Source organism: Sphingomonas sp. UBA978, assembly GCF_002292295.1.
Lineage (GTDB): Bacteria > Pseudomonadota > Alphaproteobacteria > Sphingomonadales > Sphingomonadaceae > Sphingomonas.
The window spans coordinates 74,224-91,898 of sequence record NZ_DBBS01000002.1 but is presented as its reverse complement, the minus strand read 5'-3'; the positions used below and the strand labels follow the sequence as shown (position 1 = coordinate 91,898).

12 protein-coding genes are annotated in these 17,675 nt (G+C 71.2%); 9 read left to right on the top strand and 3 right to left on the bottom strand.

Translation table 11 applies throughout. The annotated features are described in order from the left end of the window. The first annotated feature begins 102 nt into the window (after nucleotides 1-102). The 3 genes from B2515_RS00465 (at nucleotide 103) to B2515_RS00455 (ending at nucleotide 6,517) form a co-directional block, all read left to right on the top strand. Complete coding sequence (locus B2515_RS00465; RefSeq protein ID WP_293872613.1) at nucleotides 103-3,867, top strand: LamG-like jellyroll fold domain-containing protein; 3,765 nt, start codon at nucleotides 103-105, stop codon at nucleotides 3,865-3,867. Then, nucleotides 3,864-5,114 (top strand): DUF885 family protein, encoded by a 1,251-nt coding sequence (locus B2515_RS00460; protein ID WP_293872612.1) that lies wholly within the window; start codon nucleotides 3,864-3,866, stop codon nucleotides 5,112-5,114. Before B2515_RS00465 ends, B2515_RS00460 begins: the two co-directional genes overlap by 4 nt. Nucleotides 5,115-5,206: 92 nt before the next feature. After that, nucleotides 5,207-6,517 carry a glycoside hydrolase family 130 protein gene (locus B2515_RS00455; protein ID WP_293872611.1) on the top strand — a complete coding sequence of 437 codons (1,311 nt, stop codon included), beginning with the start codon at nucleotides 5,207-5,209 and terminating at the stop codon, nucleotides 6,515-6,517. Nucleotides 6,518-6,524: 7 nt separating this feature from the next. Here the strand turns inward: B2515_RS00455 and nudC are convergent, their stop codons facing one another. The 3 genes from nudC to B2515_RS00440 are packed head-to-tail and all read right to left on the bottom strand — an operon-like array spanning nucleotide 6,525 to nucleotide 9,807. After that, nucleotides 6,525-7,397, bottom strand: coding sequence for an NAD(+) diphosphatase (gene nudC / locus B2515_RS00450; RefSeq protein ID WP_293872610.1), 873 nt, complete (start codon nucleotides 7,395-7,397; stop codon nucleotides 6,525-6,527). Further along, nucleotides 7,394-8,734 carry a serine hydrolase domain-containing protein gene (locus B2515_RS00445; protein WP_293872609.1) on the bottom strand — a complete coding sequence of 447 codons (1,341 nt, stop codon included), beginning with the start codon at nucleotides 8,732-8,734 and terminating at the stop codon, nucleotides 7,394-7,396. The genes nudC and B2515_RS00445 overlap by 4 nt, the downstream gene beginning before the upstream one ends. Then, the gene (locus B2515_RS00440) at nucleotides 8,731-9,807 is read right to left on the bottom strand and encodes an A/G-specific adenine glycosylase (RefSeq protein ID WP_414711345.1); all 1,077 of its coding nucleotides are present in this window, start codon (nucleotides 9,805-9,807) and stop codon (nucleotides 8,731-8,733) included. The genes B2515_RS00445 and B2515_RS00440 overlap by 4 nt, the downstream gene beginning before the upstream one ends. Before the next feature lie 26 nt (nucleotides 9,808-9,833). Here B2515_RS00440 and B2515_RS00435 point away from each other — a divergent pair, with 26 nt between their 5' ends. The 6 genes from B2515_RS00435 (at nucleotide 9,834) to B2515_RS00410 (ending at nucleotide 17,575) form a co-directional block, all read left to right on the top strand. Continuing rightward, nucleotides 9,834-10,346, top strand: a complete 513-nt coding sequence (locus B2515_RS00435; RefSeq protein WP_293872608.1) for a DUF721 domain-containing protein — start codon at nucleotides 9,834-9,836, stop codon at nucleotides 10,344-10,346. Next, nucleotides 10,346-11,026, top strand: coding sequence for a DsbA family protein (locus tag B2515_RS00430; protein ID WP_293872607.1), 681 nt, complete (start codon nucleotides 10,346-10,348; stop codon nucleotides 11,024-11,026). Before B2515_RS00435 ends, B2515_RS00430 begins: the two co-directional genes overlap by 1 nt. A 21-nt stretch (nucleotides 11,027-11,047) precedes the next feature. Then, the gene (locus tag B2515_RS00425) at nucleotides 11,048-11,776 is read left to right on the top strand and encodes a thioredoxin domain-containing protein (RefSeq protein ID WP_293872606.1); all 729 of its coding nucleotides are present in this window, start codon (nucleotides 11,048-11,050) and stop codon (nucleotides 11,774-11,776) included. A gap of 572 nt (nucleotides 11,777-12,348) precedes the next feature. After that, nucleotides 12,349-15,741, top strand: a complete 3,393-nt coding sequence (locus B2515_RS00420) for a chromosome segregation SMC family protein (protein ID WP_293872605.1) — start codon at nucleotides 12,349-12,351, stop codon at nucleotides 15,739-15,741. A gap of 37 nt (nucleotides 15,742-15,778) precedes the next feature. After that, nucleotides 15,779-17,026 carry a putative DNA modification/repair radical SAM protein gene (locus B2515_RS00415; protein WP_293872604.1) on the top strand — a complete coding sequence of 416 codons (1,248 nt, stop codon included), beginning with the start codon at nucleotides 15,779-15,781 and terminating at the stop codon, nucleotides 17,024-17,026. 63 nt (nucleotides 17,027-17,089) lie between these two features. Continuing rightward, nucleotides 17,090-17,575, top strand: coding sequence for a hemerythrin domain-containing protein (locus B2515_RS00410; protein WP_293872603.1), 486 nt, complete (start codon nucleotides 17,090-17,092; stop codon nucleotides 17,573-17,575). Nucleotides 17,576-17,675: the final 100 nt, after the last annotated feature.

Below are 17,675 nucleotides of genomic sequence, written 5' to 3'. Positions count from 1 at the left end.
CTCACCCTTCCGGCGCTGCGCGCCTCCCTCCCTCTCCCGACGGGAGAGGGATAGATGCCGAAGGCGGCGCGGGGTGAGGGTGAGTTGCCCTGGAGAGGCCGCATGAAACCCACCTCGCTGCTCGCCATCGCCACGGCGCTGCTCGCCACCCCCGCGACCGCGCAGGACGGCCTGCTCTTCCGCGTATCGGCGGACAAGGACCTCACCGCGGACAAGGCGGGCGGCGATCCCGTTCCCAACTTCCGCAGCGCCGTCACCGTCACGCCGGACGGCGCGATCGGCGGCGCGGCGCGCTGGGCGGACGAGGGCTATGTGGCCTGGTCTGCGCCGGGCAACATGCTGGCGCAGCGCGGCACGCTCGCCTTCTTCTGGCGCGCGCGCGATGCCGTCACCGACGCGCCGTTCGTGATCTTCCGCGCCGGTTTCGCCGACCACAGCAGCTGGGACATGGCGTTCCTGCGCATCGACTGGAACGGCCACGGCTTCGACGCCTTCGTCACCGACGCCAATTTGTCGCGGCTGCGCGTGTCGTGGCGGATGCCGACGCAGCCCACGCCCGAACAATGGGAGCATATCGCCTTCGCCTGGGACGAGACGGTCGGCGTCCGACTGTTCGTCGACGGCAGGGAGGTCGCGCGGCTGGCGCAGACCGCCGATCTCGATTCCGGGCTCGACCAGTTCGGCATGGCGGGCCGCGTCATCAGCCCGCATCAGGTGCAGAGCCGCTACAATTTCATGCGCGGCAGCGATCTGGACGAGATCCGCGTCTACGACCGGATGCTCGCCGCCGCCGATGTCGCCACGCTCGCGGCCAAGCGCGAACCCACGCTCGCCCCCGCCGATACCGCCGCCGCGCAGCGCAGCGCGTGGCTGCACCGCTACGGCTGGGACAAGGGCGCGCCGCCGGTGCTGACCGACCCCGTCACCAGCGTCCGCCGCATCGAATTCGCCGATGCCAAGGATCTCAAGCAATGGATGTACAAGGGCGTCGACGGCATCGCCGAGACGACCTGGCCCGGCGTCTACAACCGGTCGAAGCTGCCCGGTCGCGACGATTATTTCGAGCTGCCCGACTGGAACGTCTATGTCGAGGGCGGCAAGCGCTACGACCTGACCATCCCCGCCGGCCAGCGCGTCAACCGCGTCGAGATCCGCGGCGCGGCCTATGGCACGCTGCGGTGGAACGACGCCGCGGTCGCTACCCGCGCGAAGGGCGTGGTGCGCAGCGTCGAAGCGCTCGCCCCCCGCACCGGCGGCGTGCTGAGCTTCGTCAATGTCATGCAGGAACAGCCGATTCAGGAGCTGTGGGCCTATGACGTCGGCGCCGCGCCCGAACCGGCGGGCAGCTTCAAGCTGAGCTACACGGTCGACGCCGCCGCCTCGCCCCGCCTCGCCAGCCTCGACCCGCTCAACGCCTATATCGCCGGCCGTTATCCCGCCGACGAGCGCGCGACCGTGCTGGCGATGCCGTCGTCGGGCATGCGCGTCGCGGTCGGCGCGGGGGCGGCGGGCGGCACCGCCGCGATCCGGCGCGCGCCGGGCAAGCCGATCGTCCACGTCCTGATCCCGGCGAGCTTCGGCGACGCCTATCCCGACCGGCCGCTGGCGCGGGCGTGGGATTACGGCTGGCAGAATATGTACGACGGGCTGGACGGCATCGCGATCGACCTGCCCGCGCTGAAGGGCAAGGCGGGCACGATCATCCCGCTCAACATCCGCATCGCCGATCCGATCTGGCCGGCGCGGGCGATGATCGACCTGTCGGTGTCGGTCCGCGCGGGCGAGGCGCGGACATTGTGGCTCGACCTGCGCGATCGCATCCTGTCCCACGACGGCCTGTTCCTGACGGTCGCATCGGGCGCGGCGGACTTCGACGCGGACAGCCTCAACGGCGCGAAGATCCGCCTCGTCTTCAAGCCGCGCGACGCGGCGAAGGCGGAGCATGTCGCCGACCGCTTCAACCAGGTCCGCGACAATTGGGGGTTCCTCGTCGAGGAACATACCGCGTCGAAGCGCGAGGGGTTGTACCGGCGCGTCTTCGCCGACATCTCCGACCTGTTGCGCGTCGATCCCGACCATGTGCAGGGCCGCGCCTATTGGGCGGACATCAACTACCGGCCGGAGAATATGCCGGCGGTCGCGCTGCCGCCGGTCGCCGCCGGCGTGCCCGCCTGGGCGGCGCGGCAACTCGACGACCTGAAGATCACCCGCGATTTCGTGACATGGTGGATCGACCATCGCCAGGTGCCCTACGGCGACTTCGGCGGCGGCCTGTCCGACGACACCGACCTCACTCAGCAATGGCCCGGCCTCGCGCTGATGGGGGTCGAACCGGACAAGGTGAACGCCTCGCTGCGCGCGGTGTCCGACGCCGTCTTCGCCAACGGCATGCGGGTGGGCGGCCTCGGCTATATCACCACCGACGAACTGCACGCCTATGAGGAAGGGCTGAACTCCGACGCTCAGCGGCTCTACCTCAACTGGGGCGAGCCGAAGGCGGTCGAGCGGATCATGGAGACGACGCGCGCGCTGCAGGGCGTCATCCTCAAAAATCCCGCCGGCCACATGCATTTCGCCACCAACTGGTACGGCGGCCGCAAGATGTACCGCGAGGGCGCGTTCGCGTGGCAGAAACCGTACAGCTTCACCGTGCTCCACGGTCCGATGCTGCTCGGCCTCTACAACGCCAGCCCGGCCGCGCGCGGTCTCGTCACCGGCGTGATCGACGGCTGGATGGCGCACGGCACGCAGGGCGCCGACGGCAGCTGGAGCTATCCGAACGAGATCAACTGGCAGACCGATGCGACGCGCGTCGGCGACGGCGGCGGCGTCTCGACGCCGTTGCAGGGCGCCTGGGCCGCATGGCGCTTCACCGGCGACGACAAATATCTGCGCCCGATCATGGCGCGGGTCGGCAAGTCGGGCAGCGGCCTTGGCGAATTCAACGAGAACGCCTTCGACCTGATGCCCGGCGGCGCGGCGCTGCGTGCGAAGGTCGCGAAGGCGGCGAGCAACGACCCGTTCGCCCGCTACGCCGCCTGGACGACGACCGGCGACACCGCGATCCTCGCCGGCCTGCATGCCGACGCATGGCAGGACAAGGCGCAGCATCACTATATGTATACGGAGGGCCATTGGTGGTCCGACCGGGTCGACCAGCCGACCGACATCCTGCAACGCGAACGGCTCGGCGGCATCGCATTGCGCCGCAACCAGACGTGGCCGGGCAACATCGTCAGTTGGCGCTTCGCGACGCCGGGCGCGGCGGAACGGGTCGCGATCCTCGTCCCCGGCGCGACGCGCGACGCCTTCCGGGTGATCGCCTACAACACCGGCGACGCGGCGCAGCAGGCAAGGATGTCGACGTGGAACGTCACCGCGGGGCAATGGCAGGTGCGGACCAGCACCAGCAGCGACGGCGGCAGGACGCTGGTCCCGGCCGGTGCCCCGGTGACGGTGCCGCTGGAACGTAGCGCCGGAACCACGGTGACCTTCGCGCCGCACACGACGACGGTGATCGAGGCGACATTGGTCCAGCCGACCACGCCGGTCGAGACACGGCCGGACATCGGCATCGGCAGCGACGACGTCGCGGTAAAGGGCCGCAGCGTGACGCTGACCGTCCACGGCCTCGGTTCGGTGCCGTCGGGCGCGGGCACCGCGACGCTGGTCGCGGAGGACGGTCGCGTCGTCGCCTCGGCCGCGATCCCGCCGCTGGACGCGCCGAACGACCTCCGGCCGCGAACGGCGCAGGTGCGCTTGTCGGCGCCGGGGGGCGTCGCCGGACTGACCGCGCGCGTGGCACTGACCGGCGATACGCCGGAGGTGACGCTGCTCAACAATGCGGTGCCGGTGGCGGCACGGTGACGCCACCGCCGTTCCCCCGTCCGCATCGCCGCGCGATACTGGCCGGATTGGGCGCGACCGTCACCGCCGCCTGCACGCGCGACCTTGCCACGACGGCCCGGCCCGATCCCGCCCTGCCCGCCGCGCTCGACGCCGCCGCGCAGCTGCCGCCGGCGGAGGCGCTCGCCCGCCTCGCCGGCTTCGACCCGCGCGCGCTGGCGATGGCGCAGCGACTGGACCTGACGACCGCCCGCGCCGGCCTCGCGATCGACGCGCAGCTCGCCGCATTGCCCGGCACCCGCGGCAGCCAGGGCGGATACCGCCCCGTCACCGGGCCGATCGCGCCCGCGCATTACGCGCTGCTGCTCGCCCGCCCGCTCGGCCCGGTCACCCCGCAGGCCGCCCGCGCCCGCCTGACTCGCGAGCTTGCCGGCCTCCACGCCCGCGCCGCCGCGGCATTCGCCACGATCGGCCTCACCACCGGCAGCATCGGCGAACGCTATACCCGCCTGTGGCAGGACGACCGCTTCCTCTACGCCGACCCCGCCGCCGCGGTCGCGGCGATGACCGGCTCGCTCGCCGACGCCCGCACGCGGGTGGCGGCGAAGGTCGGCGCCGTCCCGGACTGGTGCACCGACACCGTCGTCCGCACGCTGTCCGCGGAGGAAATCGCCGCCGACCGCAACGGCTATCGCATCGCCCCGACCCCGACGCAGCAGGGCGTCTATATCGTCGACCTCAAACAGCTGCGCCGCCGTCCCGCCTGGACGCTGCCGAGCGTCGTCGCGCACGAGCTGCTGCCCGGCCATATGATCCAGCTCGGGCTGGAGGGGATCGTGCCGCCGCACCCGCTGCGCATCGCCTATGCCGCGAGCTTCGTCGAGGGCTGGGGCATCCATGCCGAGGCGCTGGCCGCGCGCGACGGCGCCTTCGCCGATCCGCATGCGATGCTCGGTCACCTCCACTGGCTGATCTTCCGCGTCGCGCGCGCGCTGGTCGATCTCGGCATCCACCTCGACGGCTGGTCGCGCGACGACGCGCAGGCACGGCTGGTCGCATGGCAGGGCGAGCCCGCCTATTTCGCCCCCTTCGCCACCGAACTGCCGCGCATCGCCGCCGAACCCGCGGTCCGCGTCGGCGAGGCGATGGCCTGGCTCGCCATCGCCGATGCGGTCGGCGACCGGCGCGGCGCGGCCCGGATCGCGGTCCACCAGCGCCTGCTGCGCCACGGCCGGATGCGCAGCGACGCGGTCGGCAACACTTCCTGACACGAAACCGCCACCGCCACGGACCTACCCGGGGTTTCGCGCGTCTGATCCCGCACGCATGCGCATTCCGGCCTGCGTTCCCGGAGGGTAATGTGGCCGCTTCCTTCGTCCGCCATCTCGAACCGACGCTCTATCCCGATCCCAAACGCACGGTGATCCGCCCGTTCCTGCCCGGCGATCCCGATCCCTTTCGCGTCGAGGGCCAGCCGCGCGGCGACCGGATCGTCGCCCGCACGCTGGCCATGCCCGACGACGAGGTCGAGGCTTTGGTCGAGATCATCCTAGACGGGCTCGGCGCCCGCCATCGAGAAGTACCGGCGCTACTGATGCGCCGCTTCGACGAGGTCGCGGCCGAGCTGAAGCTCGACACGACCCTGTCCGAGAAGCGCAAGATGCTGATCGGCGGCTATTTCAGCGCCGAATATTCGTTCGAGGCGGCGGCGCTGTTCAACCCCAGCATCGTCCCCCATCCCGATCAGGGCGATTGTCCCGAAGGCAGCATCCGCTTCGTCCTGTCGCTGCGCGGGATCGGCGAGGGGCATCTGTCCTCGGTCACCTTCCGCACCGGCACCTGGGGTCCGGACGACAATGACCTCGTCATCGACGAACCCAGCCATCAGGGCGTCCCCCCGCTGATCGAACAGCCCGACCCCGAATTGGTCCGCCAGATCGGCGCCAAGGCACTCATCCAGCTCAATTGTCGCGACGCGCGCGAACCGTCGGAAACCGTGCTGTTCCCGGTCATCGAAAGCCAGAGCCGCGGCATCGAGGACCTGCGCCTCGTCCGGTTCCGCGAGGACGACGGTCGCGAGACCTATATCGGCACCTATACCGCCGTCGGCAACGAGAGCGCGCGGCAGGAGGTGTTGCAGACCGAGGATTTCCGCCTGTTCCACATGCATCCGGTCGGCGGCCCCGTGTCGATCGGCAAGGGCATGGCGCTGTTTCCGCGCAAGATCGACGGCCAGTTCGCCGCGCTGTTCCGCCACGACAACGAGAACCTGTGGTTCGGCAAAAGCGACACGCCGCTGGAATGGAACGACCCGGTCAAGATCATGACGCCCGAATATCCGTGGGAATTCGTGCAGATCGGCAATTGCGGCTCCCCGATCGAGATCGACGAGGGCTGGCTGGTCATCACCCATGGCGTCGGCATCGTCCGCAGCTATTGCATCGGCGCCGTCCTGCTCGACCGCGACGATCCGACCAAGGTGCTGAAGCGGCTCGCCGAACCGCTGATCCAGCCCAATGGCGAGACATGGGACGGCTATGTCCCCAACGTCGCCTATACCTGTGGCGGGCTGGTCCGCGGCCGCACGCTGCTGCTGCCCTATGCGCTCGCCGACGACATGACGACCTTCGCGGTCGCGCCGCTCGACGAGCTGCTCGCGGCGATGCGTTAGGGTCGGTTCACCCCCGCGACGCCCACTCGGTCAACAGCGTATGCGCGATCGCATAGGCCGGCGGCGGGACGAACGGCCCCGGCTCGCCCGCCAACACCGCGCGCACCATCGCACGCGGCACCCACATCGCATCCTCCAGCTCGGTGGTGTCGAGCGTGATCGCATCGTCCTCCGCTACGCCCATGCAGGCGATCATCAGTGACGACGGGAACGGCCACGGCTGGCTCGCCACGTAGCGGACGTCGCGCACCCGCACGCCTGCCTCCTCGTGGATCTCGCGCGCCACCGCCTCCTCGACCGATTCGCCCGGTTCGACGAAGCCGGCGAGCGCGGAATAGCGCCCCGCGGGCCAGCCCTTGCCGCGACCGAGCAAGGCCCGCCCGTCATGCTCCGCGATCATGATGACGACAGGGTCGACGCGCGGGAAATGTTCGGTGTAGCAGGCGTCGCACTGCCGCCCCCAGCCGGCGCGGAACAGGTGCGTGGTCGAACCGCAGCGCGCGCAGAAGCGATGCCGTGCATGCCAGTCGAGCAGGCTGCGCGCCGCGGCATAGGTCGCCGCCTCGCCCGGCTCCAGAGCCGCCAGCATCGTCATCAGCGCCGGCGAGCGCATCGCGGGCGTCGTCCCCTCGCCGCTGGCGGGCAGCAGCGCGGCGACATGCGCGCGATCCTGCGCGTCGAGCCCGAGCAGGATCACCTCCGCCTCCTGCGGCAGGTCGGCGAGGCTGGTCCACGCCAGCCGCCCGTCCTCAACCTGCGGCATCAGCCCGTCGAGTTTGAGCAGTCGCGCCCGCCAGTCGAGCTTCGCGGACAGGCCGGCGGGATCGTGACGCAGCGCGTCGGCGCGGTCGAGCAGGCCGCCGGTGAAACCGGGGCTCATCGTGCGAACCGCGACAGATCGGCGACGAGCGCGCGCACCGCCTCCTGCCGCACGGGCCAACGGTCCGCGGGGAAGTAATTGACCATGATCGTGCCGCGCACCCTCTTCACCGGATCGACGAAGGCGACGGTGCCGGCCGCACCGCCCCAGCCATAGGTCCCCTTCGACGGGCTGCCGCCCGGCCCGTCGGCGAGGTAGACCGATCCACCCGCGCCATAGCCCATCGGCGTCGCACCGGCGGCGGCCCCGCCGGTCGCGCCGCCAACCCCGCCGAAGGTGACGCCGGCGGGCAGCAGGTTCGACATGGCGAGACGCACCGTCTCGGGCTTCATGATCCGCACCCCGTCCAGCGTCCCCCCGTCGGCGAGCATGTGCAGGAACCGGTCGTAATCGCGCGCCGACATCACCAGCCCCGCGCCGCCATAGGGAAAGCTCGGCGGCTGGAGGTAGACCGAGGTCGCGGCGGGATCGAGCGGCGCCAGCACCTCGCCGGTCCAGGCGTAATTGGTCGCCAGCCGCCCCGCCTGCGCCTTGGGTACGGTCCAGTAGCTCGACGTCATCTTCAGCGGCGCGAAGATGCGGGTGTTGACGAAGGCGTCGAACGGCTGGCCCGACGCCACCTCGATCACCCGGCCCATCACATCGAGGCCGACCGAGTAATTCCACGCCGTCCCCGGCTGCGCGATCAGCGGCGCCTGCGCGACGCGGTCGGCGAATTCCGCCAGCGTCGCCGGACGAGTGCGGCGCATCATCGGCTCGATCGACGCGCTGACCGCCGCCGGCAGGATGCCGAGCCGTTCATATTCTTTTAGGAGCGCGCCCTGGGCAATGATGTTGTACGTAATGCCGGAGGTGTGGGTGAGCAGCATGCGGATCGTGATCGGCGTCTTCGCCGGCACGCTGGCGAGGCTGGTCGCGGGGCTGGTCGCGACCTTCATCGAGCCGAAGGCGGGGATGTATTTCGACACCGGATCGTCGAGGCCGATCTTCCCCTCCTCGATCAGGATCATCGCCGCCATCGCGGTGACCGGCTTGGTCATCGAATAGACGCGCCACAGGCTGTCGGGCGTCGCCGGCGCCGCGGCGGGATCGGTGGCGAGCCGGCCGGCGGACACGAACATCGTCGGGCGATCGCCGACGCCGAAGGCGGCGACGATGCCCGGCATCTTGCCGTCGCGGACATAGCCGTCGAACAGCGCCTGCGTCGTCGGCAGCGGGGAGACGGCAACATCATCGCCCGCCCCCGGATAGGGCGACCGCATCGCTTGCCCGTTCACCGCGGCCGCGGCGATCAGCCCCGCGAGGCCCAGCCCGACGATCCCGTACAGTCGCTTCATCCATCCCTCCTCGTCACCGCCGCCGCGGCCTTGGCGAACAGCGTCGGCAGCCCGGCGCGGTCCAGCGCCGCGATCGGCCACCACAGGCCATCGTCCGCGTGATGCGCCTGCACCCTGGCGACGGCAAGCGTCAGTTCGATGTCGAAATGCGTGAACCCGTGCGACACGGTGGCGTTGCGCATTTCCCATGCGGCATCGACCGGCGCGCCCGCCAGCCCGGGCGGCTCATCCCCCCACGGCCCGGTCGGCAGCGCCCGCATCCCGCCGAGCAGGCCCTTGTCCGGCCGGCGCACGAGCAGCACCTCCTCCCCGCGCTGCAGCCAGAAGATCGTGCCGTGACGCTGCGGCTTCGCCTTCTTCGCGGCCTTGACCGGCAGGCGTTCGGGCGCGCCCTCGCGATAGCCGCGGCATTCCTCGTCAAGGGGACAGAGCAGGCACGTCGGCTTCTTCGGCGTGCAGATGCCGGACCCCAGATCCATCATCGCCTGCGCGAAATCGCCCGCGCGCGCGTCGGGCGTCACCCGGTCCGCCGCCGCGCGAATCGCCGCCCGCGCACCCGGCAACGGCTCCCGAATCGCGAACAGGCGCGCCACCACGCGTTCGACATTGGCATCGACCACCACCGCGCGCCGGCCGAAGGCGATCGCCGCCACCGCCGCCGCGGTATAGGCGCCGAGGCCCGGCAGCGTTCGCAACACCGCCTCGTCCTGCGGAAACGCGCCGCCATGCTCGGCCACCACGACCTTCGCCGCCGCGACGAGATTGCGCGCCCGCGCATAATAGCCGAGCCCCGCCCAGGCGGCCATCACCTCGGCCTCGTCCGCCGCCGCGAGGCTGGCGAAATCGGGCCAGCGCGCCGTCCATGCCTCGAACCGCGGCCGCACCGCCGCGACCGTCGTCTGCTGCAGCATCACCTCCGACAGCCAGACGCGATAGGGGTCCGCCATCTCGCCCGGCAGCGCGCGCCACGGCAGCGCGCGGCGGTGCGAATCGTACCAGGCGAGCAGCAGCGGCGCGATCGCCGCGGGGTTCGGGATCGGATCGGGGCGGGGGCAAGAGCGTGTAGCGTCCACGCCCCGGCTATGGCATGGGTCGCGCGATGAGCAAGCGCGCCGGCGCCCCCCCAGTCGAAGCCCCCCGCCAGAATCGCGCCCGCGCGGTCAGCGAACTGCTGCCCGCGATCCATGGCGCCGCGTTCAAGCGATTCGGCTTCGTACAGAGCGCGCTGGTCACCCGCTGGCCGGAGATCGTCGGCGCGCGCTGGGCCGCCGCCTCCAACCCCGAATCGCTGCGCTTCCCGCCGGGCAAGAAGGCGGACGGCGTGCTCACCATCGTCGTGCGCGGCGCGCATGCGCCGATGATGCAGCATATCGCGCCCGAGATCATCGAGCGGGTCAACCGCTTCTTCGGCTATGCCGCGGTCGCCCGGCTGACGATCCGCCAGGGCGAGGTCGCCAAGCCGATGCCGCGCACCGCACCGCCGTCGCTGAAACCCGCACCGCCCGAGATCGGCGAGGGCCTGAAGGTCATCGGCGATCCCGAATTGCGCGCCGTGCTCGAATCGCTCGCCGCAGGCGTCCACGCCACCCGCGGCATCCCCAAGGTAGGTTGATGATGCGCCCGTTGGTCCCGCTCGCTTTCACCATTGCCCCCCTCGCCCTGACACTGATCGCTGCGGCGCCGGCGACCGACTGGAGCCAGGTCGCGCGCCCGACCGCGAAGGGCGCCTATGTGTTCGGCAACCCCGCCGCGCCGGTGAAGCTGGTCGAATATGGCAGCTACACCTGTTCGCATTGCGCCGATTTCGCCAATGCCAGCGCGCCCGTGCTGAAGGGGCAGATGATCCGGTCGGGCAAGCTCAGCCTCGAATATCGCCATTTGATCCGCGATCCCGCCGACCTCGGCGCCGCGATTCTCGCGCGTTGCGCCGGGCCGCGCGGCTTCGGTGCGGCGCATGCGCTGATCTTCGCGACGCAGGAAACGTGGCTGGCCAAGGTCGCCGCCTATCAGCAGGCGAACCCGACGATCGACCAGCAGCCGCTGGTGGCGCAGGCGCGCCGCTATGCCGATGCCTCCGGTCTGACCGCGGTGATGCAGGCGCGTGGGCTGAAGCCGGCCGCGATCAAGGCCTGTTTCGCCGACAAGGGCGCGATCGACCGCATCACGGCGATGACCAGCGATGCGCCGATCGAGGTGCGCAGCACGCCGACCTTCTATGTCAACGGCGAACTCCAGCCGCCGCTGGTCTGGGACAAGCTCGAACCCGTCTTGCGTGCCAAGGGGGTCAAGTGATCGTTTATGGAGCGTAAAATCATGAAGTTGCTCGCGTCCTTCCTCGTCCTGCCGCTGGCGCTCGCCGGCTGTTCCAAGGAAACCGGCACGCCGTCCGCACCGGCCTCGCCCGTCGCCGCGGTCACCGCGCCGGCGGGCCAGAACTGGACCGACACCGTCTCGCGCACCGCCGAGGGGACGATCGTCGGCAATCCGGCCGCGCCGATCAAGCTGGTCGAATATGGCTCGCGCCTCTGCCCGACCTGCGGCGCGCTCGCCCGCGAAAGCTTCGGGCCGCTGATGAACACCTATGTGAAGTCGGGCAAGGTGAGCTTCGAATATCGCGAATTCCTCGTCCACGGCGCGCCCGACCTGCCGCCCGCGCTGCTCGGCAATTGCACCGATCCCGCCGCCTTCTTCCCGATCCTCGACCAGATGTATCAGGCGCAGGACGGCTTCAACACCAAGCTGCAGGCGACGCCGCAGCCGGTGCAGGCGCAATTGCAGTCTGCCAAGCCGGTCGACGCGATCCGCATCATGGCCGAACAGATGGGCCTCGTCGACTTCGCCAAGCAGCGCGGCATCCCCGAAGCCAAGGCCCGCGCCTGCCTCGCCGACATGACCCAGATCGACCGCTGGACCAAGCAGACGCAGGACAAGAGCGCCGACGGCACCGTCGCCGGCACGCCGACCCTGCTCATCAACGGCAAGAAGGCCGAAGCTGTGACCTGGGGCCAGCTGGAGCCGCTGCTCAAGGCGGCGGGCGCGTAAGAGGGGATTTCGCGCGACGACGCGAAGACGCGAAGAAGGGGTTCACGCGGAGACGCGGAGACGCTCCACCCGTGGCATCTCCCCCTCTTCCGCAAAGCGGCTTCATCGTCGCGGCTTCGCGCCTTCGCGTGACATGTCTGCGCGCAGAGGCGCGGAGATCGCGGAGGAAGACGGACGACAGCGCCTCCGGCGCGCCCTTCTTCTCCGCGTCTCCGCGTCTCCGCGTGAACCACCTTCTTCCTGACGCGCATCGCCACGCGCAGAGGGAGCCGCTGCTCAAGGCGGCGGGCGCGTAAGAGGGGCTTTCGCGCTGAGACGCGAAGACGCGGAGACGCGGAGGTGTTCCACCCGTGGCATCTCCCCCTCTTCCGCGAAGCCGCTTCATCGTCGCGGCTTCGCGCCTTCGCGTGACATTTTCTGCGCGCAGAGGCGCGGAGATCGCGGAGGAAGACGGACGACAGCGCCCCGGCGCCCCCTTCTTCTCCGCGTCTCCGCGTGAACCACCTTCTTCCTGACGCCCGCCGCCGCGCGCAGAGCTTGAAACCCCACCCGGAACCCGGCACCCCACGCCCGTGCAGATCAAGCGGCTCCGCATCGCCGGCTTCAAGAGCTTCGTCGACCCTGCCGATCTGCGCATCGAGCCGGGCCTGACCGGCGTCGTCGGCCCCAACGGCTGCGGCAAGTCCAACCTGCTCGAGGCGCTGCGCTGGACGATGGGCGAGAACAGCGCACGGTCGCTGCGCGGTGCCGGGATGGAGGACGTGATCTTCGCCGGCACCGCCACCCGGCCGCCGCGCGCCTTTGCCGAGGTGTCGATCCTGCTCGACACCGGCGACGCCGCCAACCCGGACGAGCGCGAGGTCGTCCGCCGGATCGAACGCGGCGCCGGCAGCGCCTATCGCATCGACGGCCGCGACGTCCGCGCGAAGGACGTCGCGCTGCTGTTCGCCGATGCCGCCACCGGCGCGCACAGCCCGGCGCTGGTCAGCCAGAACCGTATCGGCGCGGTCATCGCCGCCAAGCCCGCCGAACGCCGCGCGATGCTGGAAGAGGCGGCGGGGATCGCCGGCCTCCACGTCCGCCGCAAGGACGCCGAACAGAAGCTTCGCGCCACCGAGGCGAACCTTCTCCGCCTCGACGAACTGATCGCCGAACAGGATGTCCGCGCCGCCGCGCTGCGCCGGCAGGCCCGCGCCGCCGACCGCTATCGCGCGCTGTCCGAACAGATCCGCGTCGCCGAGGGGCGGATGATCTTCGCCCGCTGGCGCGACGCGGTCGCCGCCGCCGATGCCGCCCGTGCCGAGGCGCAGGCCGCCGAGGCGCAGGTCGCCGCCGCCACCGCCGCCGAACGGGCCGCGGCGGGCGCGCAGCAGGACGCCGCCGCGACTGTTGCCACCATGCGGGCCGCCGCGCTCGCCGCCCGCGACCGCGCCGGCGCGGCCGGCCACGCGCTCGCCACGCTGCGCACCGAGCGCGACGCCGCGGTACGCCGGGTCGCCGACCTCGCCGACGCCCGCCGCGGCATCGCCGCGGATCGTGCGCGCGAAGGCACGCTCGCCGCGGATGCCGCCGACGCGCTCGCCCGCCTCGGCGAGGAGGTGAAGGCGCTCGACCGCGCGATCCTGACCGCCGCCGAGGACAGCCCGGGCCTCGACGCGACGCTCGCCGAGGCCGAGCGACATGCGCGCGATGCCGAGGTCGCACTCGCCCGGGCGTTGAGCCGACAGGCGAGCGAGGCGGCCGAGGCCCGTGTCGCCACCGCCGCGCTCGCCGCCGCACAAGGCCGCGCCGATCGCGCCGCCCGCGACGCCGCGCAGATCGCGCAGGGGATCGCCGCGCTGGGCGACGCAGCGCCGCTCGCCGCCGCCCGCGACGACGCCGCCGCGCGCCGTCGCGCCGCGCTGACGAGCGCCGACACCGCCCGCGCGGCGCTGGCGGATGCCGAAGCCGAGGAGCGGATCGCCGTCGCCGGCCGCGATGCGGCGGAAAGCGCCCGCGCCACCGCCCGCGCCGATCTTGCCGCGCTCGACAGCGAGGTCGCCGCGCTGATTCGGACGACGCAGCGCAGCGGCCGCGACCGCCTGCTCGACCATCTCGTCCCCGCCGCCGGCTACGAACGCGCGCTCGCCGCGGCGCTCGGCGACGATCTCGAGGTCGGCCTCGCCGCCTGGACCGGCGCCGCCCCGCAGCCGGGCGACCCCGCGCCGCCGGCCGACGCCGTGCCGCTCGCCACGCAGGTCGAGGCGCCCGCCGCACTCGCCCGCCGCCTCGCGCAGACCTTCGTCGCCGAGGATCGCGGCCAGCCGCTCGCCGCCGGCCAGCGGCTGGTCACGCGCGACGGCCGCTTGCGGCGCTGGGATGGCTTCGTCGCCAGCGGCAACGGCGCCGCCGCCGCGGAACGCCTCGAACGGCTCAACCGCCTGAACGCGCTGCACGCCGCCCGCCCCGACGCCGCCGCCGCGGTCGCGACCGCCGACGCCGCGCGCGCCGGGGTCGACCGGGCGATCGCCGCCGCGCGCGCCGCCGCGCAGGCCGGCCGCACCGCCCTCGCCCAGGCCGAAGCCGCCGTCCGCGAGGCCGACCGCGCGGAGGATCGCGCCACCGCCGCGCTCGAACGTCTCGCCGGGCAGCGCGCCGACCTCGACGCCCGCGCCGCGCGGATCGCCAGCGACGTCGCCGAGGCGCAGGCCGATCTCGCCACCGCCGGCGCGGTCCGCGACGCGCTGCCCGACGGACATGACGCCGCCGCTGCGGTCGCGACATGCGCGCACGACGCCGACCGGCGCCGCACCGCGGTGGCGGAGGCGCGCGAACGCCGCGCCACGCTCGACCGCGCGGTACAGGCGAATCGCGAGCGGCTCGCCGCGGCGCAGGCCGATGGCCGCAGCTGGCGCGCCCGCGCCGGCGAGGCGGCCAAGCGCATCGCCGACATGGACCGGCGCGACGCCGCGCTCGCCACGGAGGCACAGGCAATCGCCGACCGCCCCGCCGCACTCGACGCCGCGATCGGGGCGAAGGAGGCGGACCACGAGGCCGCGCGCGCGGAAGCGGATGCGCAGGCCGGTGCCGAACGCGACGCCGATCGCGTGCTCGCCCGCGCCGGGGACGACCACCGCCGCACCACCGAAACGCTCGCCCATGCCCGCGAACAGCGCGCCGGCGCGGCGGCACGGCTCGAGAACCAGGACCTCCGCCGGGTCGAGATGGGCCGGCTGTCGGGCGAACGCTTCGCCTGCCCGGCGCCGGTGCTGCCCGAACGGCTCGGCTTCGATGCCGCCACGGTCCGCACGCCGGGCGAGGAGGCGCAGGCGCACGAACGCCTGACCGCCGACCGCGAACGCATCGGCCCGGTCAACCTCGTTGCCGCCACCGAGCTCGCCGCGCTCGAATCCGCCGGCAAGAGCAATGCCGCCGAACGCGACGAGCTCGGCCAGGCGGTCGCCCGGCTGCGCGGCTCGATCGGCACGCTCAACCGCGAGGGGCGCCAGCGCCTGCTCGCGGCGTTCGAAGCGGTCGACGGCCATTTCCGCCGCCTGTTCACGACTTTGTTCGACGGCGGGCAGGCGCATCTGGCACTGGTCGATGCCGACGATCCGCTCGAGGCGGGGCTGGAGATCATGGCGCAGCCACCCGGCAAGCGGCTGCAATCGCTCACCCTGCTGTCCGGCGGCGAACAGGCGCTGACCGCGGTCGCGCTGATCTTCGCGCTGTTCCTCACCAACCCCGCGCCGATCTGCGTCCTCGACGAGGTCGATGCGCCGCTGGACGATGCCAATATCGAACGCTTCTGCGGCCTGCTCGACCGGATGACGCGCGAAACCGACACGCGCTATCTGATCGTCACCCACAATGCCGTGACGATGAGCCGCATGCACCGCCTGTTCGGCGTGACGATGGTGGAGCGCGGCGTCAGCCGGCTGGTGTCGGTCGATCTGGGCGCGGCGACGCGGTTGGTGGCGGAGTGACCTTGTAGGTGACTGAACAAGAACGTATATCGAACGGATGGCGCAGCTCGACACCCGTGAAAAGCTCGCGATCCTCGCCGATGCCGCCAAATACGACGCCTCCTGCGCCTCGTCCGGCACGGCGAAACGCGACAGCCGCGACGGCAAGGGGCTGGGTTCGACCGAGGGCATGGGCATCTGCCACGCCTATGCGCCGGACGGGCGCTGCATCAGCCTGCTCAAGATCCTGCTGACCAACAGCTGCATCTTCGACTGCCATTATTGCATCAACCGCAAGAGCAGCAACGTCCGCCGCGCACGGTTCACGGCGGCGGAAGTCGTCAATCTCACCATCGCCTTCTACAAGCGCAATTATATCGAGGGGCTGTTCCTGTCGTCAGGGATCATCAAGTCCTCGAACTATACGATGGAGCAGATGGTCGAGGTCGCGCGATCCTTGCGCGAGGACCATCATTTCCGCGGCTACATCCATCTCAAGACGATCCCCGATGCCGATCCGGAGCTGGTCCATCAGGCCGGGCTCTATGCCGATCGCGTGTCGATCAACGTCGAACTGCCGACCGTCAGCGGCCTGAAGCGCCTCGCCCCTGAAAAGGACGGCGCGCGGATCGAGGGCGCGATGAAGGACGTGAAGACCGCGATCGTCGACAACGGCGATGCGCGCAAGAAGTACAGGTCCGCGCCCCGCTTCGCGCCGGCCGGCCAGTCGACGCAGATGATCGTCGGTGCCGACGCCGCCACCGATGGCGAGATCGTCACCCGCGCCTCGACACTCTACGATCGGTTCGGGCTGCGCCGCGTCTATTACAGCGCGTTCAGCCCGATCCCCGACGCCAGCACGGTGCTGCCGCTGCAACGCCCGCCGCTGATGCGCGAACACCGGCTCTACCAGTCCGACTGGCTGATGCGCTTCTACGACTACAGCCCGCACGAGGTCGTCGCCGCGGCGGACGACGCCACCGGCATGCTGCCGCTCGATATCGATCCCAAGCTCGCCTGGGCGCTCAAGTTCCGCGAGAGCTTCCCCGTCGACGTCAATCGTGCACCGCGCGAGATGCTGCTGCGCGTGCCCGGGCTGGGGGTGAAGGCGGTCAACCGCATCCTTGCCAGCCGCCGCTGGCGCCGGCTGCGCCTCGACGATGTCGCGCGGCTGACCGTCAGCATCGCCAAGATGCGTCCCTTCATCGTCACCGAGGACTGGCGCCCGGTCGCGCTGACCGATCGCGCCGAGCTGCGGCCGCTGGTCGCGCCCCGGAAACAGCAGCTCGAGCTGTTCGCGGCGTGAGAATGACTCGCGGGTGAAACGCCCGCGCCCGTCGCCGGTTGGAGCGACGAAGGAGATTTCACCATGGCGCTGGCACAGATTTACGCGGACCTGAAGCGGGACCACGACAAGCAGCGCGCGATGCTGAAGGAGCTCGCGGAGCTGCAGGGCGACGGCGCCAAGCGCCAGAAACTGTTCGAGGCATTCCGCCTCGAAATCCAGAGCCATGCCGCCGCCGAGGAGGAATCACTGTACGCGACGATGCTGCGCGATCCCGAATTGCGCGACGACGCCCGCCATTCGGTCAGCGAGCACAAGGAGGTCGACGACCTGCTCGGCGAGATGGCGGACGAGGATTTCGGATCGGACGCGTGGAGCGAGAAGTTCTTCCACATGCGCCGCCGCTACGAGCATCACATCACCGAGGAAGAGGAAGAGATGTTCCCCGCCGCCGCCGAGGAACTCGATGACGCGACCGAGGACGAACTCGCGACCATCTACGAGGAGCGCAAGCCCGAGGAGCTGAAGATCGCCAAGGCCGACCCGCCCGGCGGCGACGAGCGCGACTGACGCCGTGAGGGGCGCGCTATGTGAGACTCCGGCCCCTTGTCCCGCCCTGTTCCCCGGCGAAGGCCGGGGCCCAGTTGGGTACGCTTTTCGGATGGCATCG

Bases quoted from the DNA above. Each gene is read 5' to 3' on its own strand.
- B2515_RS00430 (WP_293872607.1), top strand. From the start codon at position 10,346: ATGATGCGCCCGTTGGTCCCGCTCGCTTTCACCATTGCCCCCCTCGCC.
- nudC (WP_293872610.1), bottom strand. From the start codon at position 7,397: ATGAGCCCCGGTTTCACCGGCGGCCTGCTCGACCGCGCCGACGCGCTG.
- B2515_RS00410 (WP_293872603.1), top strand. From the start codon at position 17,090: ATGGCGCTGGCACAGATTTACGCGGACCTGAAGCGGGACCACGACAAG.
- B2515_RS00445 (WP_293872609.1), bottom strand. From the start codon at position 8,734: ATGAAGCGACTGTACGGGATCGTCGGGCTGGGCCTCGCGGGGCTGATC.
- B2515_RS00465 (WP_293872613.1), top strand. From the start codon at position 103: ATGAAACCCACCTCGCTGCTCGCCATCGCCACGGCGCTGCTCGCCACC.
- B2515_RS00415 (WP_293872604.1), top strand. From the start codon at position 15,779: ATGGCGCAGCTCGACACCCGTGAAAAGCTCGCGATCCTCGCCGATGCC.
- B2515_RS00425 (WP_293872606.1), top strand. From the start codon at position 11,048: ATGAAGTTGCTCGCGTCCTTCCTCGTCCTGCCGCTGGCGCTCGCCGGC.
- B2515_RS00435 (WP_293872608.1), top strand. From the start codon at position 9,834: ATGAGCAAGCGCGCCGGCGCCCCCCCAGTCGAAGCCCCCCGCCAGAAT.